14 protein-coding genes are annotated in these 16,072 nt (G+C 32.5%); 4 read left to right on the top strand and 10 right to left on the bottom strand.

What is annotated here, in order from left to right; genetic code table 11:
* Nucleotides 1-118 precede the first annotated feature (118 nt).
* The 8 genes from N5D46_RS02060 to N5D46_RS02025 all read right to left on the bottom strand — a co-directional run bounded on the left by N5D46_RS02060 (nucleotide 119) and on the right by N5D46_RS02025 (nucleotide 9,281).
* Entirely contained in the window at nucleotides 119-457 is a 339-nt protein-coding gene (locus N5D46_RS02060) for a hypothetical protein (RefSeq protein WP_280036616.1), read from the bottom strand.
* 38 nt (nucleotides 458-495) lie between these two features.
* A complete protein-coding gene (locus N5D46_RS02055) occupies nucleotides 496-1,212 on the bottom strand; it encodes a sulfite exporter TauE/SafE family protein (RefSeq protein ID WP_219033852.1) in 717 nt (238 codons plus the stop codon).
* Nucleotides 1,197-1,640: a FixH family protein gene (locus N5D46_RS02050; protein WP_114997963.1), complete on the bottom strand. Its 444-nt coding sequence runs from the start codon at nucleotides 1,638-1,640 to the stop codon at nucleotides 1,197-1,199. Before N5D46_RS02050 ends, N5D46_RS02055 begins: the two co-directional genes overlap by 16 nt.
* Nucleotides 1,641-1,644: 4 nt before the next feature.
* Nucleotides 1,645-3,126 carry a cytochrome c oxidase accessory protein CcoG gene (ccoG, locus tag N5D46_RS02045; protein WP_280049048.1) on the bottom strand — a complete coding sequence of 494 codons (1,482 nt, stop codon included), beginning with the start codon at nucleotides 3,124-3,126 and terminating at the stop codon, nucleotides 1,645-1,647.
* 103 nt (nucleotides 3,127-3,229) lie between these two features.
* Complete coding sequence (locus N5D46_RS02040) at nucleotides 3,230-4,177, bottom strand: cbb3-type cytochrome c oxidase N-terminal domain-containing protein (RefSeq protein ID WP_280049047.1); 948 nt, start codon at nucleotides 4,175-4,177, stop codon at nucleotides 3,230-3,232.
* A gap of 196 nt (nucleotides 4,178-4,373) precedes the next feature.
* Complete coding sequence (gene ccoO / locus N5D46_RS02035) at nucleotides 4,374-6,641, bottom strand: cytochrome-c oxidase, cbb3-type subunit II (protein WP_280049046.1); 2,268 nt, start codon at nucleotides 6,639-6,641, stop codon at nucleotides 4,374-4,376.
* Entirely contained in the window at nucleotides 6,641-6,805 is a 165-nt protein-coding gene (gene ccoS, locus N5D46_RS02030; RefSeq protein ID WP_019974626.1) for a cbb3-type cytochrome oxidase assembly protein CcoS, read from the bottom strand. The genes ccoO and ccoS overlap by 1 nt, the downstream gene beginning before the upstream one ends.
* A gap of 79 nt (nucleotides 6,806-6,884) precedes the next feature.
* Complete coding sequence (locus N5D46_RS02025; protein ID WP_280049045.1) at nucleotides 6,885-9,281, bottom strand: heavy metal translocating P-type ATPase metal-binding domain-containing protein; 2,397 nt, start codon at nucleotides 9,279-9,281, stop codon at nucleotides 6,885-6,887.
* A gap of 75 nt (nucleotides 9,282-9,356) precedes the next feature.
* Here N5D46_RS02025 and N5D46_RS02020 point away from each other — a divergent pair, with 75 nt between their 5' ends.
* Entirely contained in the window at nucleotides 9,357-10,064 is a 708-nt protein-coding gene (locus N5D46_RS02020) for a Crp/Fnr family transcriptional regulator (RefSeq protein ID WP_221854269.1), read from the top strand.
* Nucleotides 10,065-10,121: 57 nt separating this feature from the next.
* Here N5D46_RS02020 and N5D46_RS02015 read toward each other — a convergent pair whose 3' ends face one another.
* Nucleotides 10,122-10,829 carry a DNA alkylation repair protein gene (locus N5D46_RS02015; RefSeq protein ID WP_114997983.1) on the bottom strand — a complete coding sequence of 236 codons (708 nt, stop codon included), beginning with the start codon at nucleotides 10,827-10,829 and terminating at the stop codon, nucleotides 10,122-10,124.
* Nucleotides 10,830-11,122: 293 nt separating this feature from the next.
* Entirely contained in the window at nucleotides 11,123-12,346 is a 1,224-nt protein-coding gene (gene hflX / locus N5D46_RS02010) for a GTPase HflX (protein ID WP_221854272.1), read from the bottom strand.
* Nucleotides 12,347-12,757: 411 nt separating this feature from the next.
* Between hflX and hisG the strand changes: the two genes are divergently transcribed.
* The 3 genes from hisG (at nucleotide 12,758) to hisC (ending at nucleotide 16,034) form a co-directional block, all read left to right on the top strand.
* A complete protein-coding gene (gene hisG, locus N5D46_RS02005) occupies nucleotides 12,758-13,615 on the top strand; it encodes an ATP phosphoribosyltransferase (RefSeq protein WP_125349882.1) in 858 nt (285 codons plus the stop codon).
* A 71-nt stretch (nucleotides 13,616-13,686) separates the two neighbouring features.
* Complete coding sequence (gene hisD, locus N5D46_RS02000; protein ID WP_280049043.1) at nucleotides 13,687-14,973, top strand: histidinol dehydrogenase; 1,287 nt, start codon at nucleotides 13,687-13,689, stop codon at nucleotides 14,971-14,973.
* A 14-nt stretch (nucleotides 14,974-14,987) separates the two neighbouring features.
* Nucleotides 14,988-16,034, top strand: a complete 1,047-nt coding sequence (hisC, locus tag N5D46_RS01995; RefSeq protein ID WP_280049042.1) for a histidinol-phosphate transaminase — start codon at nucleotides 14,988-14,990, stop codon at nucleotides 16,032-16,034.
* Nucleotides 16,035-16,072: the final 38 nt, after the last annotated feature.

Genomic DNA, 16,072 nt, shown 5'->3' with positions numbered 1-16,072 from the left:
CAAAAATACGATTTATTTTGTAAGGATGAAAGTATTGATTTTAATGAAAGCCTTGTCAAGATTTAAATCTTGACAAGGCTTCAATTGATTTGAATTAAATATTTTGAGAAATCAATTTTTAGTTTTTCATATTGTTGTTGGTTTGAAATATAACCGTCGTACTAAACGGAGGAAATGTAAATACAGTTTTAAAATAATCAGTTGAATACTCTTTATCACTAATAGGATTATTAAACGTTACTCTCGTTTTAAGACTAGAACATCTTAATTTGTCATCATAATTTTTATCAAATGAATAAGGTAATGGTTCAAAATAACCCTCATAATTTTTTTCACAAGGATATAATCCGTCAGATTCTAATGGACTTTGTTCAAATACTTTTCCAAAATGTTGAACTATAAATAATATTATTATTGAAATTAATAAGGATAAAATAATAATTTTTAAATTTTTCAAATTCAAAAATTCAAAAATTCAATTAATTACAAATAAATTTACATACAATGCTCATCCATTCCATTTAGCTGAAGTGCTTCTTTGGCTGGTGAAATGAAAGGAATGTTTAATTCTAATCCGCGAAGGATAAATAATACACCCAAAATAAGTGTGATAATTGGTAAGATTTTTAAGATCGTTTGACGTTGTTTCACTGATAAAAAATTACCAAATAAAACGGTTGCAAACATCAAAGGCAAAGTTCCAAATCCGAAGAAGAACATAAACATCGCACTTTTGTAAACTGATCCTAAACCAATGGCAGCTGTAAGTGAAGCATAAACCATTCCGCAAGGTAAAAGGCCATTTAATAGACCAACTATATAAAGTGAGGAAGAATCTTTCTTGATTAAGAATTTACCAAGAGAGAGTTTTACTTTTACCATCAAGGCGTTAACAGGGCGAAGTTGCGTAGCACCATTTTCGTAGAATTTTGGAATCATGACCATAATAATCATCAAAACTCCAATCAAAATACTTAAGTAATTTTGTAATCCAACAAATGAAAATGATTCACCAATCAATCCTAAAATTGCGCCTAAAATTGTATAAGTGGTTACACGTCCTAATTGATACGTCAAATTACGAAGTGTAAATTTTAGTTTGTTTTGAGATTCTAATCCCAAAGATAAAGCAATAGGCCCGCACATCCCCACGCAATGCAGGGACGATGTAAGACCTATGGATAATGCTATGATAACTATTGTGAAATCCATCGAATGGACTTTTTAATCAAATAAGTTTGATTATTTTCTTTCCAGCTTAAAGTTAATTCGTATTCTCCGTCAATTAACTTAACAGAAGGTACTAAGAAATTTTTTCTGTCTGATAATTTGATTGTTGTTTTAACGTCTTTGGTTTCGTTATCATTTCGCATCAAAAAAATATCTCCTTTAAAATCGGCAGCAGTAGTTGCTGGAAATTGAAATAAAAATCCATTTGCTTGTACAATAACTTCTGGTTTTTCGGCTAAAGTATTTGCACGTTTTTCAGCATTTATTTCATCCTGAAAATGAATTTCTTTTTCGTAATAATCCTCGGTTACCATTCCACCTGTATCTCCTGCAAAATATAACAATGATAGAATGAATATCATAAAACATCCCAAAGCAATTGCTACATAATGTCCCCAATTTAACTTCATATGATTAATATTTGAATGGAGCTGAGAAGCTCGTTTCGTATTTATCGATTACTTTTCCTTTTTGATTGACTAATCCAATCACTACTTTTTCTTTGTACGATTTAACTTCATCCATTGGAATTTTCAAGAAGAATTTTCCTTGGATGATTTGACCTTTTTCCATGTTCAATTTATTCTCGCCTTCGTACATTTCTACTTTTGAGTTTTTGTGTGATAGCAATTGAACTGTTACAATTTGGTCTGCATTTGTTTTATTGTACAATGTATACTCGAATTGATTAACGTAATATTTACCTTCTACCTTGTAATCTGTTCCAGGAACTTTAAGGTATTTAGATTCTACATCAGACCGAGAGAACAAGAAAGCTGTCATTGCTCCAATTAATAATAATAAAGCAAATGTATAAGCAGCTAATCGTTTTGTGAATTTGAATTTTTCGCCACGTTTGATATCATCTTCCGAAGCATAACGAATCAATCCTGTTGGTAAACCGACTTTTTCCATTACTTCGTCGCATGCATCAATACAAGCTGTACAGTTAACACATTCTAATTGGATTCCGTTACGAATATCAATTCCAGTAGGACAAACAACAACACATTGACCACAGTCAATACAATCCCCTTTTCCTTTTGCTTTACGATCTTCGTTCTTTTTGAATTTTGCTCGACCAGCTGTTCCTTCACCACGTTTAAAATCGTATGTTACATTGATTGTATGCGAATCAATTAATACACCTTGGAAACGTCCGTAAGGACAAACCAATGTACACGCTTGTTCACGAAACCATGCAAAGATGAAATAGAAAGTAGCTGAGAAGAAAACCAATCCAACTAATGTTCCTACATTTTCTGCAGGACCTTCTTTTATTACATCATACAATGCATCAGCTCCAATAATATAAGCTAGGAATACATTTGCGATAATAAATGAAATGATTGCGAAGATGGTCCATTTCAGTAATTTTTTACGAATTTTTTCTTCGTCCCAATCTTGCTTATCTAATCTTATTTGTTTTGCTCTATCTCCTTCTATGGCGTATTCTATTTTTCGAAAAACCATTTCCAAGAAAATAGTTTGTGGACATACCCATCCACAAAATAAACGACCATAAGCCATGGTGAATAATACGATGAAAATAATTGTCGTGATCATTCCTAAAGCTAAAAGGAAGAAGTCTGATGTAAAAAATGGAAAACCAAATAAAATGAATTGACTGTGCAATACATCAAATTTGAACAATGGATTTCCATTAGGTAATTTAAAGAAAGGCGTTAAGATTAATATTGCTAACAATACATAACTTACATACGTCCTATAATTTGTAAACTTACCTTTTGGTTTTTTAGGGTAAACCCATTTACGCTCTCCTGTTCGCTCCATAGTTCCAATGGAAGTACGTACATCTTCGTTCATTTGGCTGTTTTCATCCAAATAATCGTCTAAATTAAATTCATCTTTTGGGTCAGAATTTTGAACACTCATTATAGTGAATTTTAAATATATACAAATTTACGACTAAAAAAGAAAAGAGAGCTTATAAATAAGCTCTCTTTCAATATGATATTTGTTGTAATTATTCAATCAATTACTTTTGTTTCCATGCTTCCATTAAGTCACCTTGAGGAGCAGCTGCACCTTCTGCAACTGTTTTCGTAGGTTCTTTTTGGTTGATGTAATATACGTAAGAAGCTACTTTCTCAATTGCTAATCCAGATAACTCTTTACGTTGTCCAAATGCACGCATTTGAGGATTGTGTGGAGATCCATTGTAAACAATGTGATAAATATTTTTGAATAAACTATCTTCTACATGATTCACCCAGTAATCATCCGTTAAGTTTGGTCCAATACCTCCTTTACCACCTTCCATGTGACATTGTGTACAATTTTGCTCAAAGATTTTTTTACCTTGTTCTACGATTGCAGGATCGTTAGATTTGTTTACAGCTCCTGTGATATCAATATCATTTGCAACTGCCCAAATACTATCTTGCGCATCTTTGTAAACCATTTCTTCTTCGTATTCTTTGTCCATGTGAGCGAAGTCTGTAAAACTATATGCCATTACATAAACAACCATAAATACAATACCGAAATAGAATAATGATAACCACCATTGTGGTAAAGCATTGTCTAACTCTTTGATTCCATCAAAACCATGATCTAAGATGATAGACTCTTCTTCTTTATCAGATTGTTTTTTAGCAGCTGAACTAAATAAGCGTTTGAAATAACCTATTTTTCCTTCTTCTAAATACTGTGCTTGTTCTACTTCTGATAATCTTTTGAATCTTTCTGCTTCGATTACTTTGTTCAAAGCATTGATAATTAAAAGCATCACAATTGCAACTGCTAATACTGCCCAGAAAATTCCTTGTGCAAACACATGTTTCAAGTGCTCAAGTAAATTGTGAATCATTCCTTGAAAACCTGGTTCTGGCACCACATCTACTGGCGTCACCATTGTAAACGCTAAGATTACTGCTAATAGCGTTAATGGGATAAATATATAAGCTGGGGTACGTTGTCTCATTTTGTATTATTTTTTTCGTTCTCTTCTGGTTCTAAATCTAAAGCTGCTGACTCGTTGTCTTTGTAATAACCTTTCGGTTTTTTCATTACTTTTACAAATATCGTTACAAAGACTGCTATGAATCCAATAAGGATCAATGTCTGCAAGAAAGATGCATACTCATACTGAGAAAGGAATTCTTTATAATATTTTAACATTAGTTACTTGCTGTCTCTACTTGTTCAGCTTTTATATCTGTTCCTAAACGTTGTAAATATGCGATTAATGCTGTAATCTCACGATCTCTTAACGGAACAAACTCTTTACCTTGTTGTTTAGCTTCTGCTTCTTTCTTAGCGTATAACTCTTTCAAGTCAGATGCATCTTTAAAGATAGTTTGCTCAATTGCTAAAGCTTGTTTGTTCATAGAAACTTGCATACTGTCAAAATCTTCTTGTTGATAAGGAACTCCTAATGCAACCATAGATTTCATTTTATCACGCGTCAACTCACGGTCTAATTTATTATCAATTAACCAAGGGTAACGAGGCATGATAGAACCATCTGATGTAGAACGTGGATTCCACATGTGTTTGTAATGCCAAGCATCTGGGTTTTTACCTCCTTCGCGGTGTAAGTCTGGACCAGTTCTTTTAGAACCCCATAAGAATGGGTGATCGTAAACAAATTCTCCTGCTTTTGAGTATTCACCATAACGTTTTACTTCATCACGGAATGGACGAACCATTTGCGTGTGACAAGCATTACATCCTTCTCTAATATATAAATCACGTCCTTCTAACTCTAATGGAGTGTAAGGTTTGATACTTGCAATTGTAGGTACGTTAGATTTTACTACGATTGTAGGAACAATCTCTACTAATCCACCTACTGCTAAAGTTAATACAGCTCCGATTGTTAACACGATTGGTGTTCTTTCGATCCAAGAGTGTACGCCTTCTCCTTGTGTACGCGCTGCTGTTTTTGGAGCCAATGCAGGAGCTTCTGCTTCTTCATTTGCAACAAAGTGTCCAGATTTTACAGTTTTCCAAACATTGATAATCATTAAGATTGCTCCTATTAAGTATAATGTTCCTCCAAATGCACGTAATGGATATAACCATTGTTTAAGAATTGTAACTGTTTGTAAGAAGTTACCATATTCTAATGTTCCGTCAGCTGCGAATTGTTTCCACATTAAACCTTGTGTCCAACCTGCAACATACATAGGAATTACCCAGAATAAGATACCGAAAGTACCAATCCAGAAGTGTGTATTAGCCATCTTAACAGATGCTAATTTAGTTCCAAATAACTTTGGTACTAAGTAATAGATCATACCAAAAGCGATAAATCCATTCCATCCTAAAGTACCTACGTGTACATGAGCAGGAACCCAGTCTGTAAAGTGACCAATTTTATTTAAAGTTTTTGTTGCTAATAACGGTCCTTCGAAGGTAGCCATACCATAACAAGTTAAAGCAACTACGAAGAATTTCAAAATAGGATTTTCTCGTACTTTATCCCATGCACCACGTAATGTTAATAAACCATTTAACATACCTCCCCAAGATGGAGCGATTAACATGATAGAGAAACCTGTTCCTAAAGCTTGTGCCCAACCTGGTAATGCGGTATAAAGCAAGTGGTGAGGACCAGCCCAAATATAAATAAAGATTAATGACCAGAAGTGGATAATAGATAATTTGTATGAGAATACAGGTCTATTAGCTGCTTTTGGTACAAAGTAATACATTAATCCTAAGATAGGTGTCGTTAAGAAGAATGCTACCGCATTGTGTCCGTACCACCATTGTACTAACGCATCTTGAACTCCAGAATACAATGAATATGATTTCGGAGCCGTTAAGCTAAATGTTACAGGGATTTCTAAATTGTTAAACACGTGTAACATTGTAATTGCAGCCCAAGTTCCGATAAAGAACCAAATTGCTACATACAAATGACGAACACGACGTTTAGCAATCGTTAAGAACATTTGTGCTCCAAACAATACCCAAACTAAAGCGATTAAAATATCAATTGGCCATTCGTGCTCAGCATACTCTTTAGAAGTGTTGTATCCTAAGATAAATGTTACAAATGATAATACAATAAATAATTGCCATCCCCAGAAAACGATCCAGCTTAAAACATCGCTGTACATTCTGGTTTTCAACAACCTTTGCATTGAATAATAAGCTCCGGTAAAGAACGAGTTTCCAACAAACGCGAACACCGCAAATGTTGTGTGAATCATTCTTAATCTACCAAAACCAAGTGTCCCTTGTGAATTGATTAACCCTTGGATGTTCCCTCCGATTGTACCATCATCCGATCCGAAGATGTATTCTGGTAACGTTGGAAAAAACAACAAAGTTGCAACCAATACTCCAAAGAAAAATGCCATAACTGCCCAAAACAATGTGGCATAAAGGAAATACTTTACGATCTTATTGTCGTAACTAAAAGTCTGCATTTGCATTATGAGTCGATTTTATCTTGTGTTTTTTTATCATCTTTTAACATTCTCACTGCTGGGGATTCATCCTCATCAAATTGTCCTTTCTTATACCCTAAAAAGAATAAAAGTAAGAAAATTGCCCCCAAAGAGACACTAACTAATATCATTAATAATAATATCCCCATAGCTCCACAAAATTACAAAGCCCTAAGTTCTTATCACAATGATTTTGGTCAGAGCAGTATGTATAAGTCTAATTTAAAATCAATCTAAATTCCATTTTGTTAATTTATCTACAATTCGCGTACTTGCCGTTGCAAAAATTAACACTGAAATAGAACTTATTGGCATTAATATAGCCGCTACAACTGGCTGTAAATAACCAGAAACAGCGAAACTAAGTCCAACAATATTATACAAGAAACTGATAAAAAAAGCAATTTTTACAAATTTCATCGTGGTCTTCGATAACTTTAAGAAATTAGGGATTGCTGAAAAACTTTTAGCATCCAAAATTCCATCACATGACGGTGAAAAACTATTAATATCTTCAGAAATCGAAATCCCAACTGTACTTTGTTTTAAAGCTCCAGCGTCATTCAATCCATCTCCAAGCATCATTACTTTCTTTCCTTCATGTTCTAGTTGTTTGATATAATCTAACTTATCAGATGGTGATTGATTAAAAATCAATTTAGCATTTGACGGAAAAATTGTTTCTAAATATTCTTTTTCAGAATCATTATCCCCAGACAAAACGTGTAACTGATAAGCATCCAATTCTTTCAATAAACGATCTAAACCTTTTCTATATCGATTGGTGTAAACAAATTTACCAAAAACTTCTTCATTAATTGATATAAATACTTGAGATTGATTTAAAGTATTTTCATTAAAAATAGCATTCGTAAAACTTCTCGAACCAACTTTTATTTGATGTCCATCTACATCAGCTTGCTGACCTTTTCCTACAATCTCTTCGTAATTAGAAATCGGTAAATGATCATCAACTGTCAACTTCTTATATAATGTACGACTTAACGGGTGATTAGAGTTTCTAATCAATGCTTTCACCAATTGCTTTTGATACTCAGAAAGTTCTTTCCCTTCATATTGCACTTGCGCTTCATCACTTTCCGTAATTGTACCAGTTTTATCAAAAACTACATCTGTAATTTTTTCCATTCTTTCGACTGTAGATGTATTTTTTACATAGAATTTCTTATTACCAAAAATACGCATCATGTGTCCCAAAATAAACGGAGAAGACAAACCTAACGCACAAGGGCAAGCAATAATTAAGATTGATGTAACAACTTCTAATATTTTTGAAGAATCGTGGAAATACCAATAAACAGCAGAAATTGCTGTAATAATAAGGATGATTAATGTGAAATAATGACTGATTTTATTCGTCAAAGCATTCAACTCAGATTCTTCTTTCTGGAAAGCATCATTGTTCCATAATTGGGTTAAATAACTTTGATTAACATCCGAAATAATTTCCAACTCAATTGCATGACCAGATTGTTTTCCTCCAGCAAATATTTTATCTCCAGCTTTTTTCTGAATCAAACGAGATTCTCCCGTCACAAACGAGTTATCAATCATCGCTTCACCTTTCATCAAAATAGCATCGGCTGGAATAATTTCTTCATTTCTAATTAAAATTCGATCACCTTTTTTCAAATCAGCTAACAAAATTGGTTGTTCATAACCATTTTCTAATTTCGCAACTGCAATTGGATAAAACGATTTGTAATCTCGATCAAATGCCAATGCTTGCATTGTTTGTTGCTGAAACCATTTACCTGTCAACATCAAAAATAAAAGCATCGCTAATGTATCAAAGTAACCTGGCGAAATATCAAAAATGATATCATAAGTCGATTTGAACATAATTACGATAATTCCTAACGCAATTGGCACATCGATATTGATATATTTATTTTTCAGACCTTGCCAAGCCGAAACAAAATAATCGGTAGATGAATAAAAGAAAACAGGCAACGACAACGCGAACATCGTCCAACGAAAATATCCTTTGTTTTGATCTAACCATTGTTCTTTTACATTACCAAAAACTTCGACATATTCTGGAAACGATAAAAGCATAATATTCCCAAAACAGAATCCTGCAATTACCAATTTGCTCACCAAAGAACGATCGACTTTGCTTTTTTTCTTTTTGTCTAATGTTTTTAGATTAATCGAAGGTTTGTAGCCTAAATTTGTAATAAATCTTGCCAAATCACCCAATTTCAAATCCGCATCTCGATACGTAATCTGAACAGTTTTTTGCGTAAAATTGACATTAGAAGATATAATATTTGGATTAATTGTATCCAAACTTTCTAGCAACCAAACACACGAAGTACAATGCATTACAGGCACATAAAAGGACACAACAGTAACGCCATCATCTGAAAAATCGACAACTTTATCAAAGATTTCTTTTGTGTTTAAGAAATCAAATTGATGATTACTTTTTCCATCAGGACGCAAACCTGCATTACGATTAAGGTCGTAATAATCTTTTAAATTATTTACGTTTAAAATCTCGTAAACCGTTTTACAACCCTGACAACAAAAATCCTTTTCATCGAACTGAATAACCTCTTCTTCAATTCGTTGACCACAGTGAAAACAATTCTCTTCCATACTATTTTACAAAATTACTTTCCTTTTATCAGAATTAACGTTAACTTTGTATGAATTAAGTCATAACAACAAGATATGTCAGAGTTTAATGAGAATGTAGTATCGATTAAAGCGATGTTTGATAACCCAGAGTCTTTCGGGGTTTTTAGTAAGGAAGAATTATTGGAGTTTGAGCAAGAGAAGAAAATCATCAACCTAAAAAAAGGAGACGAGATTATCCAGGAAGGTAATACACCAAAAGGTATATATTGCGTCATGAAAGGAACTGCTAAGTTGTTCAAAATTGGTTTTAATGGAAAAGAGCAAATTCTACGTTTTATCAACGAAGGTGACATTATCGGTTATCGCTCAATCTTAAGTCAAGAAGTATTTGGTGCCTCTGCAACCGCAATGACGCCAGTTGAAATATATTATATTCCAGAAAAATTCTTCTTAAAATTATTAGAAGTTAATCCAAAATTAGCTTTCAATATTTTACAAAGAATTGCTAAAGATTTGGGAGAATATGCAAGAACAATCACTTATTTAGCACAAAAAACAGTTCGCGAACGTTTGGCTGAAGTTTTAATTTTATTAGAAGGAAAATTAGGAACAGACAAAGACGGATTTATCAACATTTCGTTGACACGCGAAGAAATGGCAAATTTGATTGGAACAGCGACAGAATCTGCAATTCGTTTGATTTCTGAATTCAAAACTGATGAATTAATCGAAGTTGAAGGAAGAAAAATAAAAGTTTTAGATCATCAAAAGTTGACGAAATTAGGTCATGTTATTTTGTAAGAATTTATTCTTGATATAAAATCAAAAGTCGCTCGTTGAGCGACTTTTTTATGCAAACTATTTCAATTTCATATAATAATCTTTGAGAATTGGATCAATTTTTTCGAGCGCATATCTCAACGTTGTTCTTGGCATTTGCAACGTATATTCGTCCAAAAACTCAATCAACTTTTCTTCATTCATTTTTCCCATTTCACGCAACATCCAACCATTTGCTTTGTGCATTAAATCGTGTGAATGATTAAGATTTTTCAACACAATTTCAGGAACAATTGAAAATGATTTTTGTTTGATAAAATACATAGTTGATACAGTTGCGATTCGTTTTTCCCACAAATCATCTGAATCTGCCAATTCAAAAAGCAATTCTTCTCGTTTTTGATGAAAACAATAATGTCCCAAAATTTTATAACAACTTGTGTCAACCAAATCCCAATTGTTGATTTGAGAAGTTTGAGCAAGATAAAAATCGATGATATCTTTTCTTACAAGTTCATCTTTTGATTTTTCGTACTTCAAGACCAATATCAATAAAGCTGTTAATCTATATTCGTGAATATTGGAATTCAATAAATTTTTGATGTCATTTAATGAAACTTGTTGATAAAATTCTTTCGCAATCAAACGTTGATTCGGAACAGAAATCCCAAGAAAAATATCTCCTTCACCATATTCTCCTTTTCCAGTTTTGAAAAAACGCATCATAATCTTCGCTTTATCATCGTCCGCTAAATCTTGTAAAGTTGATTTTAATTGCTCTATCATATTTTATCAATTAGATTTTGAAGTTAACAAAAAAAGAGTCCAAAAACTGAACTCTTATTTATTTTAAAATATTAAATATAAATTTAATAACTTTAATGCAAACTTACATTTATGAATTTCAAACACAAGCCTCTAATATTATTCTTCTTCCTGATTATAATAATCAATGGTCTTATAAAGTTGTATAATAATTTTCCTGAAAATTCAATGGGTCTTTATATTCAAATTGGATTATTATTTATGGTTATATTAATTCTAATTTTTAATCTTAAAAAATCTAAAAATTAAAACTATTACTCTTCCGAATCATTTTCTTCCTCATCGTAATATTGAAAAAGGAAATTATTATAAGGAAAACGTTTCATGTGAATTTCTTTCACTTCTTCATAAACCGTTTTTCGCAAATCTTCTAAATTATCTTTTTCCGTTGCCGAAATAAACAATGTCGGATAATCTGTTTTCGCCATCCACGTACGTTTCCAATCTTCTAACGAATAATTTTCAAATTTCTTTTCAGACAAATCATCTTCATCTTGTTTGATATAAGAAAAATTATCAATTTTATTGAAAACCATAATCGTTGGTTTTTCTTTCGACTCTATTTCAGCTAAAATTTGATTCACAGAATTCACATGATCCTCAAAACTCGCATGCGAAATATCCACAACATGGACCAACAAATCCGCTTCACGAACCTCATCTAATGTAGATTTGAACGATTCTACCAATTGTGTTGGCAACTTGCGAATAAACCCAACCGTATCCGTTAATAAGAAAGGTAAATTACCAATTACCACTTTTCGAACCGTTGTATCTAATGTTGCAAATAATTTATTTTCGGCAAAAACTTCGGACTTCGATAAGACATTCATCAACGTTGATTTCCCAACATTTGTGTACCCAACCAACGCAACGCGTACCAATGCTCCTCGATTTTTACGTTGAGTCGCCATTTGCTTATCGATTCCTTTCAATTTCTCTTTCAATAACGTAATTCGATCACGAATAATACGTCTATCCGTTTCAATTTCCGTTTCACCAGGACCACGCATACCAATTCCTCCACGTTGACGCTCTAAGTGTGTCCACATTCGTGTTAATCGTGGTAATAAATATTGGTATTGAGCCAATTCTACCTGCGTACGTGCATATGAAGTTTGCGCTCGTTGAGCAAAAATATCTAAAATCAATTGTGTACGGTCGATGATTTTTTTGTTGACAACTTTCTCAATATTTTTCAACTGAGAAGGCGTTAATTCATCATCAAAAATAACTGTATCAATATCATATTCTTCGACAAAAGCCGTGATTTCATCTAATTTCCCGCTTCCTACAAAGAATTTAGAATCAGGTTTGTCCATTCTTTGTGTAAAACGTTCTCCAACTGTCGCTCCAGCTGTATAAGCTAAGAACTCCAATTCGTCCATATATTCCGTCAGTTTTTCTTCGGATTGTTCACGTGTAATCAATCCAACTAAAACTACTTTTTCGTATTGTGCTTCTTGTTTTTCTAACATATATTATATTACTGCAAAAATAAAAGAAAGTTTTGGATGTAACCGAACTTTCTATAAAATATTGAGAATTAATCAAATCAATAAAACTCAATAAATATTTGAGTTCTTTTGGATAAAAATAGAAAAAAATAAGGTTTTCATAATTAATAACAAGTTTATTTACTAATTTTCAAAAAATCTATTGTCAATTAAAATTTCCTTTCTACATTTGTTCCGACAAAAAAGTAAAAATGTACAAAAATCAATTACATCATCATCACCATCATACTTGCACTCAAGCGAGCAGATAGTGGTATGTAATGATTTTATCACAATATCTAAATCCCGTTTGAGTAAATCGAACGGGATTTTTTGTTACTTCAAGATTTAATCATCGATTTACTCAAACTTAAAAAATATAAAACATTAAAAATGAGTAAATTAAAAATAGCCATTCAGAAAAGTGGTCGATTAAGTGAAAAATCACTCGAATTATTGAAAGATTGCGGAATTAAAATTTCTACAAGTAATCGAAAATTAAGAACCGAATCTCCAAATTTCCCTATCGAAGTTTTATTCTTACGAGACGACGATATTTCACAATATGTAGAACAAGGCGTTGCTGACATCGGTATTTTAGGAGAAAATGAAGTTTGGGAAAAAGATAAAAATGTCACTCAAATTCGTCAATTAGGATTCGCAGGTTGTAAACTTTGTTTAGCTATTCCGAAAGATGAAGCTTATACAGATTTAAGTTATTTTCAAGACAAAAAAATTGCCACTTCTTATCCACGTATTTTACAAAAATTTTTCCAAGAAAAAGGTATCAACGTTAAGATTGAAGAAATTGGTGGAAGCGTAGAAATTGCTCCAAGTATCGGTTTGGCAAATGCTATTTTTGACATCGTTTCTACAGGTTCAACATTATTAACAAATGGTTTGAAACAAGTGGAAACAGTGGTTGAATCACAAGCAGTTTTAATTTCTAACAAAAATCTCGACAATGAAAAACAAGCAATTGTAGATCGTCTTTTATTTAGAATTGAAGCGGTAAAACAATCTTCTGAGAACAAATATATTTTATTAAACGCGCCCAACGAAAAGTTAGAAGAAATCATTGCTTTGTTACCCGGAATGAAATCTCCAACAGTTTTACCACTTGCCGAAAAAGGTTGGTCATCAATCCACACTGTAATTAAAGAAGATACTTTTTGGGACATCATCGAGCAATTGAAAGCTTTGGGTGCTGAAGGAATTTTAGTACTAGAAATTGAAAAAATGATTTTATAATTTTTGATTGACGATTTACAATTTACGATTGAATCGTAATTCGTAATTCTAAAATCGTAATTCGTAACAAAATGCAAACATATATCAAACCTCAACTTTCAGATTGGTCTACGTTAACAGCTCGACCAACGAAAGAAGCACAAGATTTACAAGAAATAGTTTTAGATATTTTTGGAAAAATTCAAACCGAGAAAGATCAAGCTTTAATTGATTTTACAGAAAAATTTGATCAAGTTAAGCTAACTTCTTTAGAAGTTTCTACTCAAGAAATTGAAGAAGCAAAAACTTTAATTTCTGAAGAATTAAAAGGAGCAATTCAATTAGCAGCTTCTAATATTGAGAAGTTTCACACTGAACAACGTGAAGAAGTAAAAGTTATTGAAACCACAAAAGGAGTAAATTGTTGGAGAGAATCTCGCGGTATCGAAAATGTTGGAATTTATATTCCAGGTGGAACAGCTCCGTTATTTTCTACAACTTTAATGTTAGGAATTCCTGCTAAATTAGCTGGTTGCCAAAATATTATTTTATGTACACCTCCAAATAAAGAAGGAAAAATTCACCCTGCAATTTTATATACTGCGAACTTAATCGGAATTGAAAAAATCTACAAAGTTGGCGGAATTCAAGCGATTGGAACGTTAACTTTTGGAACAGAAACGATTCAAAAAGTGGATAAAATTTTCGGTCCAGGAAACCAATATGTAACTGCAGCAAAACAAGTAGCTCAAAACTTTGGTGTAGCGATCGACATCCCCGCAGGTCCAAGCGAGGTTTTAGTAATTGCTGACAAAACTTCAGTTCCTAAATATGTCGCAGCCGATTTATTATCGCAAGCAGAACACGGAATAGATTCACAAGTGATTTTATTAACAACAAACGAGCAAACGTTAAACGAAACAATTGTTGAAATTAATGCTCAATTAGAAGTTCTACCAAGAAAAGAATTAGCAACTAAAGCGTTAGAAAATTCAAGAGGAATTGTTTTAAACTCTATCGAAGAATGTGTAGATTTCTCGAATATTTACGCGCCAGAACATCTAATTTTTGCTTGCGAAACGGCTGACAATTACATCGCAAAAATTATTAATGCAGGCTCAGTTTTCTTAGGAAATTATTCGTGCGAATCCGCTGGAGATTATGCTTCAGGAACTAATCACACACTTCCTACAAACGGATATGCGAAAAACTATTCTGGTGTTTCGTTTGATAGTTTTATCAAGAAAATCACGTTTCAGAAATTAACAGCAGAAGGAATTCAAAACATTGGTCCAGCAATCGAATTAATGGCTGAAGCCGAAGAGTTATTTGCGCACAAAAATGCAGTAACCTTAAGACTAAATGATCTAAAATCGTAAATCAAAAATCGTACATGAATTCATTCAACATAAATAACATCATTCGTCCTAACGTAAAAACGCTGAAAGCTTATTCATCAGCTCGTGACGAATTTCAAGAAATAAATAACGATTTCGTTTTCTTGGATGCGAACGAAAATCCTTTCAATAATGGATTGAATCGTTATCCTGATCCTTTACAACGTAATGTAAAATCGATTTTAAGTGAAATCAAAAACTTTCCTGCAAATCAGATTCTATTAGGAAATGGAAGTGACGAAGTGTTAGATTTAATTTTCCGAGCATTTTGCGAACCGAATCAAGATAATGTTATTGCGATTTCACCTTCCTATGGAATGTATGGTGTTTTAGCGAATTTAAATGCTATTGAATACCGAAAATCGTTATTAAACAAAGAAGATTTTCAACCAAACATCGAAGATATTTTCTCAAAAGTAGATGAAAATACAAAAATGATTTTTTTATGCTCTCCTAATAATCCAACAGGAGAAATCATCAAAAGAGAAACTATTTTAGAAATTGTGAATCGTTTCAATGGCTTAATAATTATCGACGAAGCTTATATCGATTTCGCCACAGAACAGTCTTGGATAGAAGAAATCAAAAATTATCCAAACGTAATTGTTACCCAAACTTTGTCGAAAGCGGTTGGTTTGGCTGGAATTCGTTTAGGAATTTTGTATGCTTCACAAGAAATTGTGGATGTTTTAAATAAAATAAAACCACCTTATAACATCAATCAATTAACACAATTAAAAGCGATTGAAATTTTAAGCGATTACGATAAAGTGATAGCTGTTACAAATACAATTATCGAACAAAAAGAAGTTTTAGAAACTGCTTTAATTGAGATTTCATTTGTAGAAAAAATCTATCCAAGCGATTCGAATTTCATTTTGATTAAAGTTGATAATGCGAACAAACGTTACAATCAATTGGTTGAAAAAGGAATTGTTATTCGAAATCGAAACAACGATGATTTGTGTCAAAACTGTTTAAGAATAACGATTGGAACAGAAGAGGAAAACCAAAAATTAATACAAACACTTAAAATAATATAATTTGTCATTTCGAATGAAACGACAGTGAAATGAGAAAT

The sequence above is a fragment of the Empedobacter sp. GD03865 genome (genome assembly GCF_029840775.1).
Classification (GTDB): Bacteria; Bacteroidota; Bacteroidia; order Flavobacteriales; family Weeksellaceae; genus Empedobacter; species Empedobacter falsenii_B.
Note: the sequence above shows the minus strand (reverse complement) of the source record. Positions and strands in the feature narration are given on the sequence as shown.

Bases quoted from the DNA above. Each gene is read 5' to 3' on its own strand.
- ccoS (WP_019974626.1), bottom strand. From the start codon at position 6,805: ATGGGGATATTATTATTAATGATATTAGTTAGTGTCTCTTTGGGGGCA.
- N5D46_RS02025 (WP_280049045.1), bottom strand. From the start codon at position 9,281: ATGGAAGAGAATTGTTTTCACTGTGGTCAACGAATTGAAGAAGAGGTT.
- N5D46_RS02015 (WP_114997983.1), bottom strand. From the start codon at position 10,829: ATGATAGAGCAATTAAAATCAACTTTACAAGATTTAGCGGACGATGAT.
- N5D46_RS02040 (WP_280049047.1), bottom strand. From the start codon at position 4,177: ATGAGACAACGTACCCCAGCTTATATATTTATCCCATTAACGCTATTA.
- hflX (WP_221854272.1), bottom strand. From the start codon at position 12,346: ATGTTAGAAAAACAAGAAGCACAATACGAAAAAGTAGTTTTAGTTGGA.
- ccoG (WP_280049048.1), bottom strand. From the start codon at position 3,126: ATGAGTGTTCAAAATTCTGACCCAAAAGATGAATTTAATTTAGACGAT.
- ccoO (WP_280049046.1), bottom strand. From the start codon at position 6,641: ATGCAAATGCAGACTTTTAGTTACGACAATAAGATCGTAAAGTATTTC.
- N5D46_RS02020 (WP_221854269.1), top strand. From the start codon at position 9,357: ATGTCAGAGTTTAATGAGAATGTAGTATCGATTAAAGCGATGTTTGAT.
- N5D46_RS02055 (WP_219033852.1), bottom strand. From the start codon at position 1,212: ATGGATTTCACAATAGTTATCATAGCATTATCCATAGGTCTTACATCG.
- hisG (WP_125349882.1), top strand. From the start codon at position 12,758: ATGAGTAAATTAAAAATAGCCATTCAGAAAAGTGGTCGATTAAGTGAA.
- hisC (WP_280049042.1), top strand. From the start codon at position 14,988: ATGAATTCATTCAACATAAATAACATCATTCGTCCTAACGTAAAAACG.
- N5D46_RS02050 (WP_114997963.1), bottom strand. From the start codon at position 1,640: ATGAAGTTAAATTGGGGACATTATGTAGCAATTGCTTTGGGATGTTTT.
- hisD (WP_280049043.1), top strand. From the start codon at position 13,687: ATGCAAACATATATCAAACCTCAACTTTCAGATTGGTCTACGTTAACA.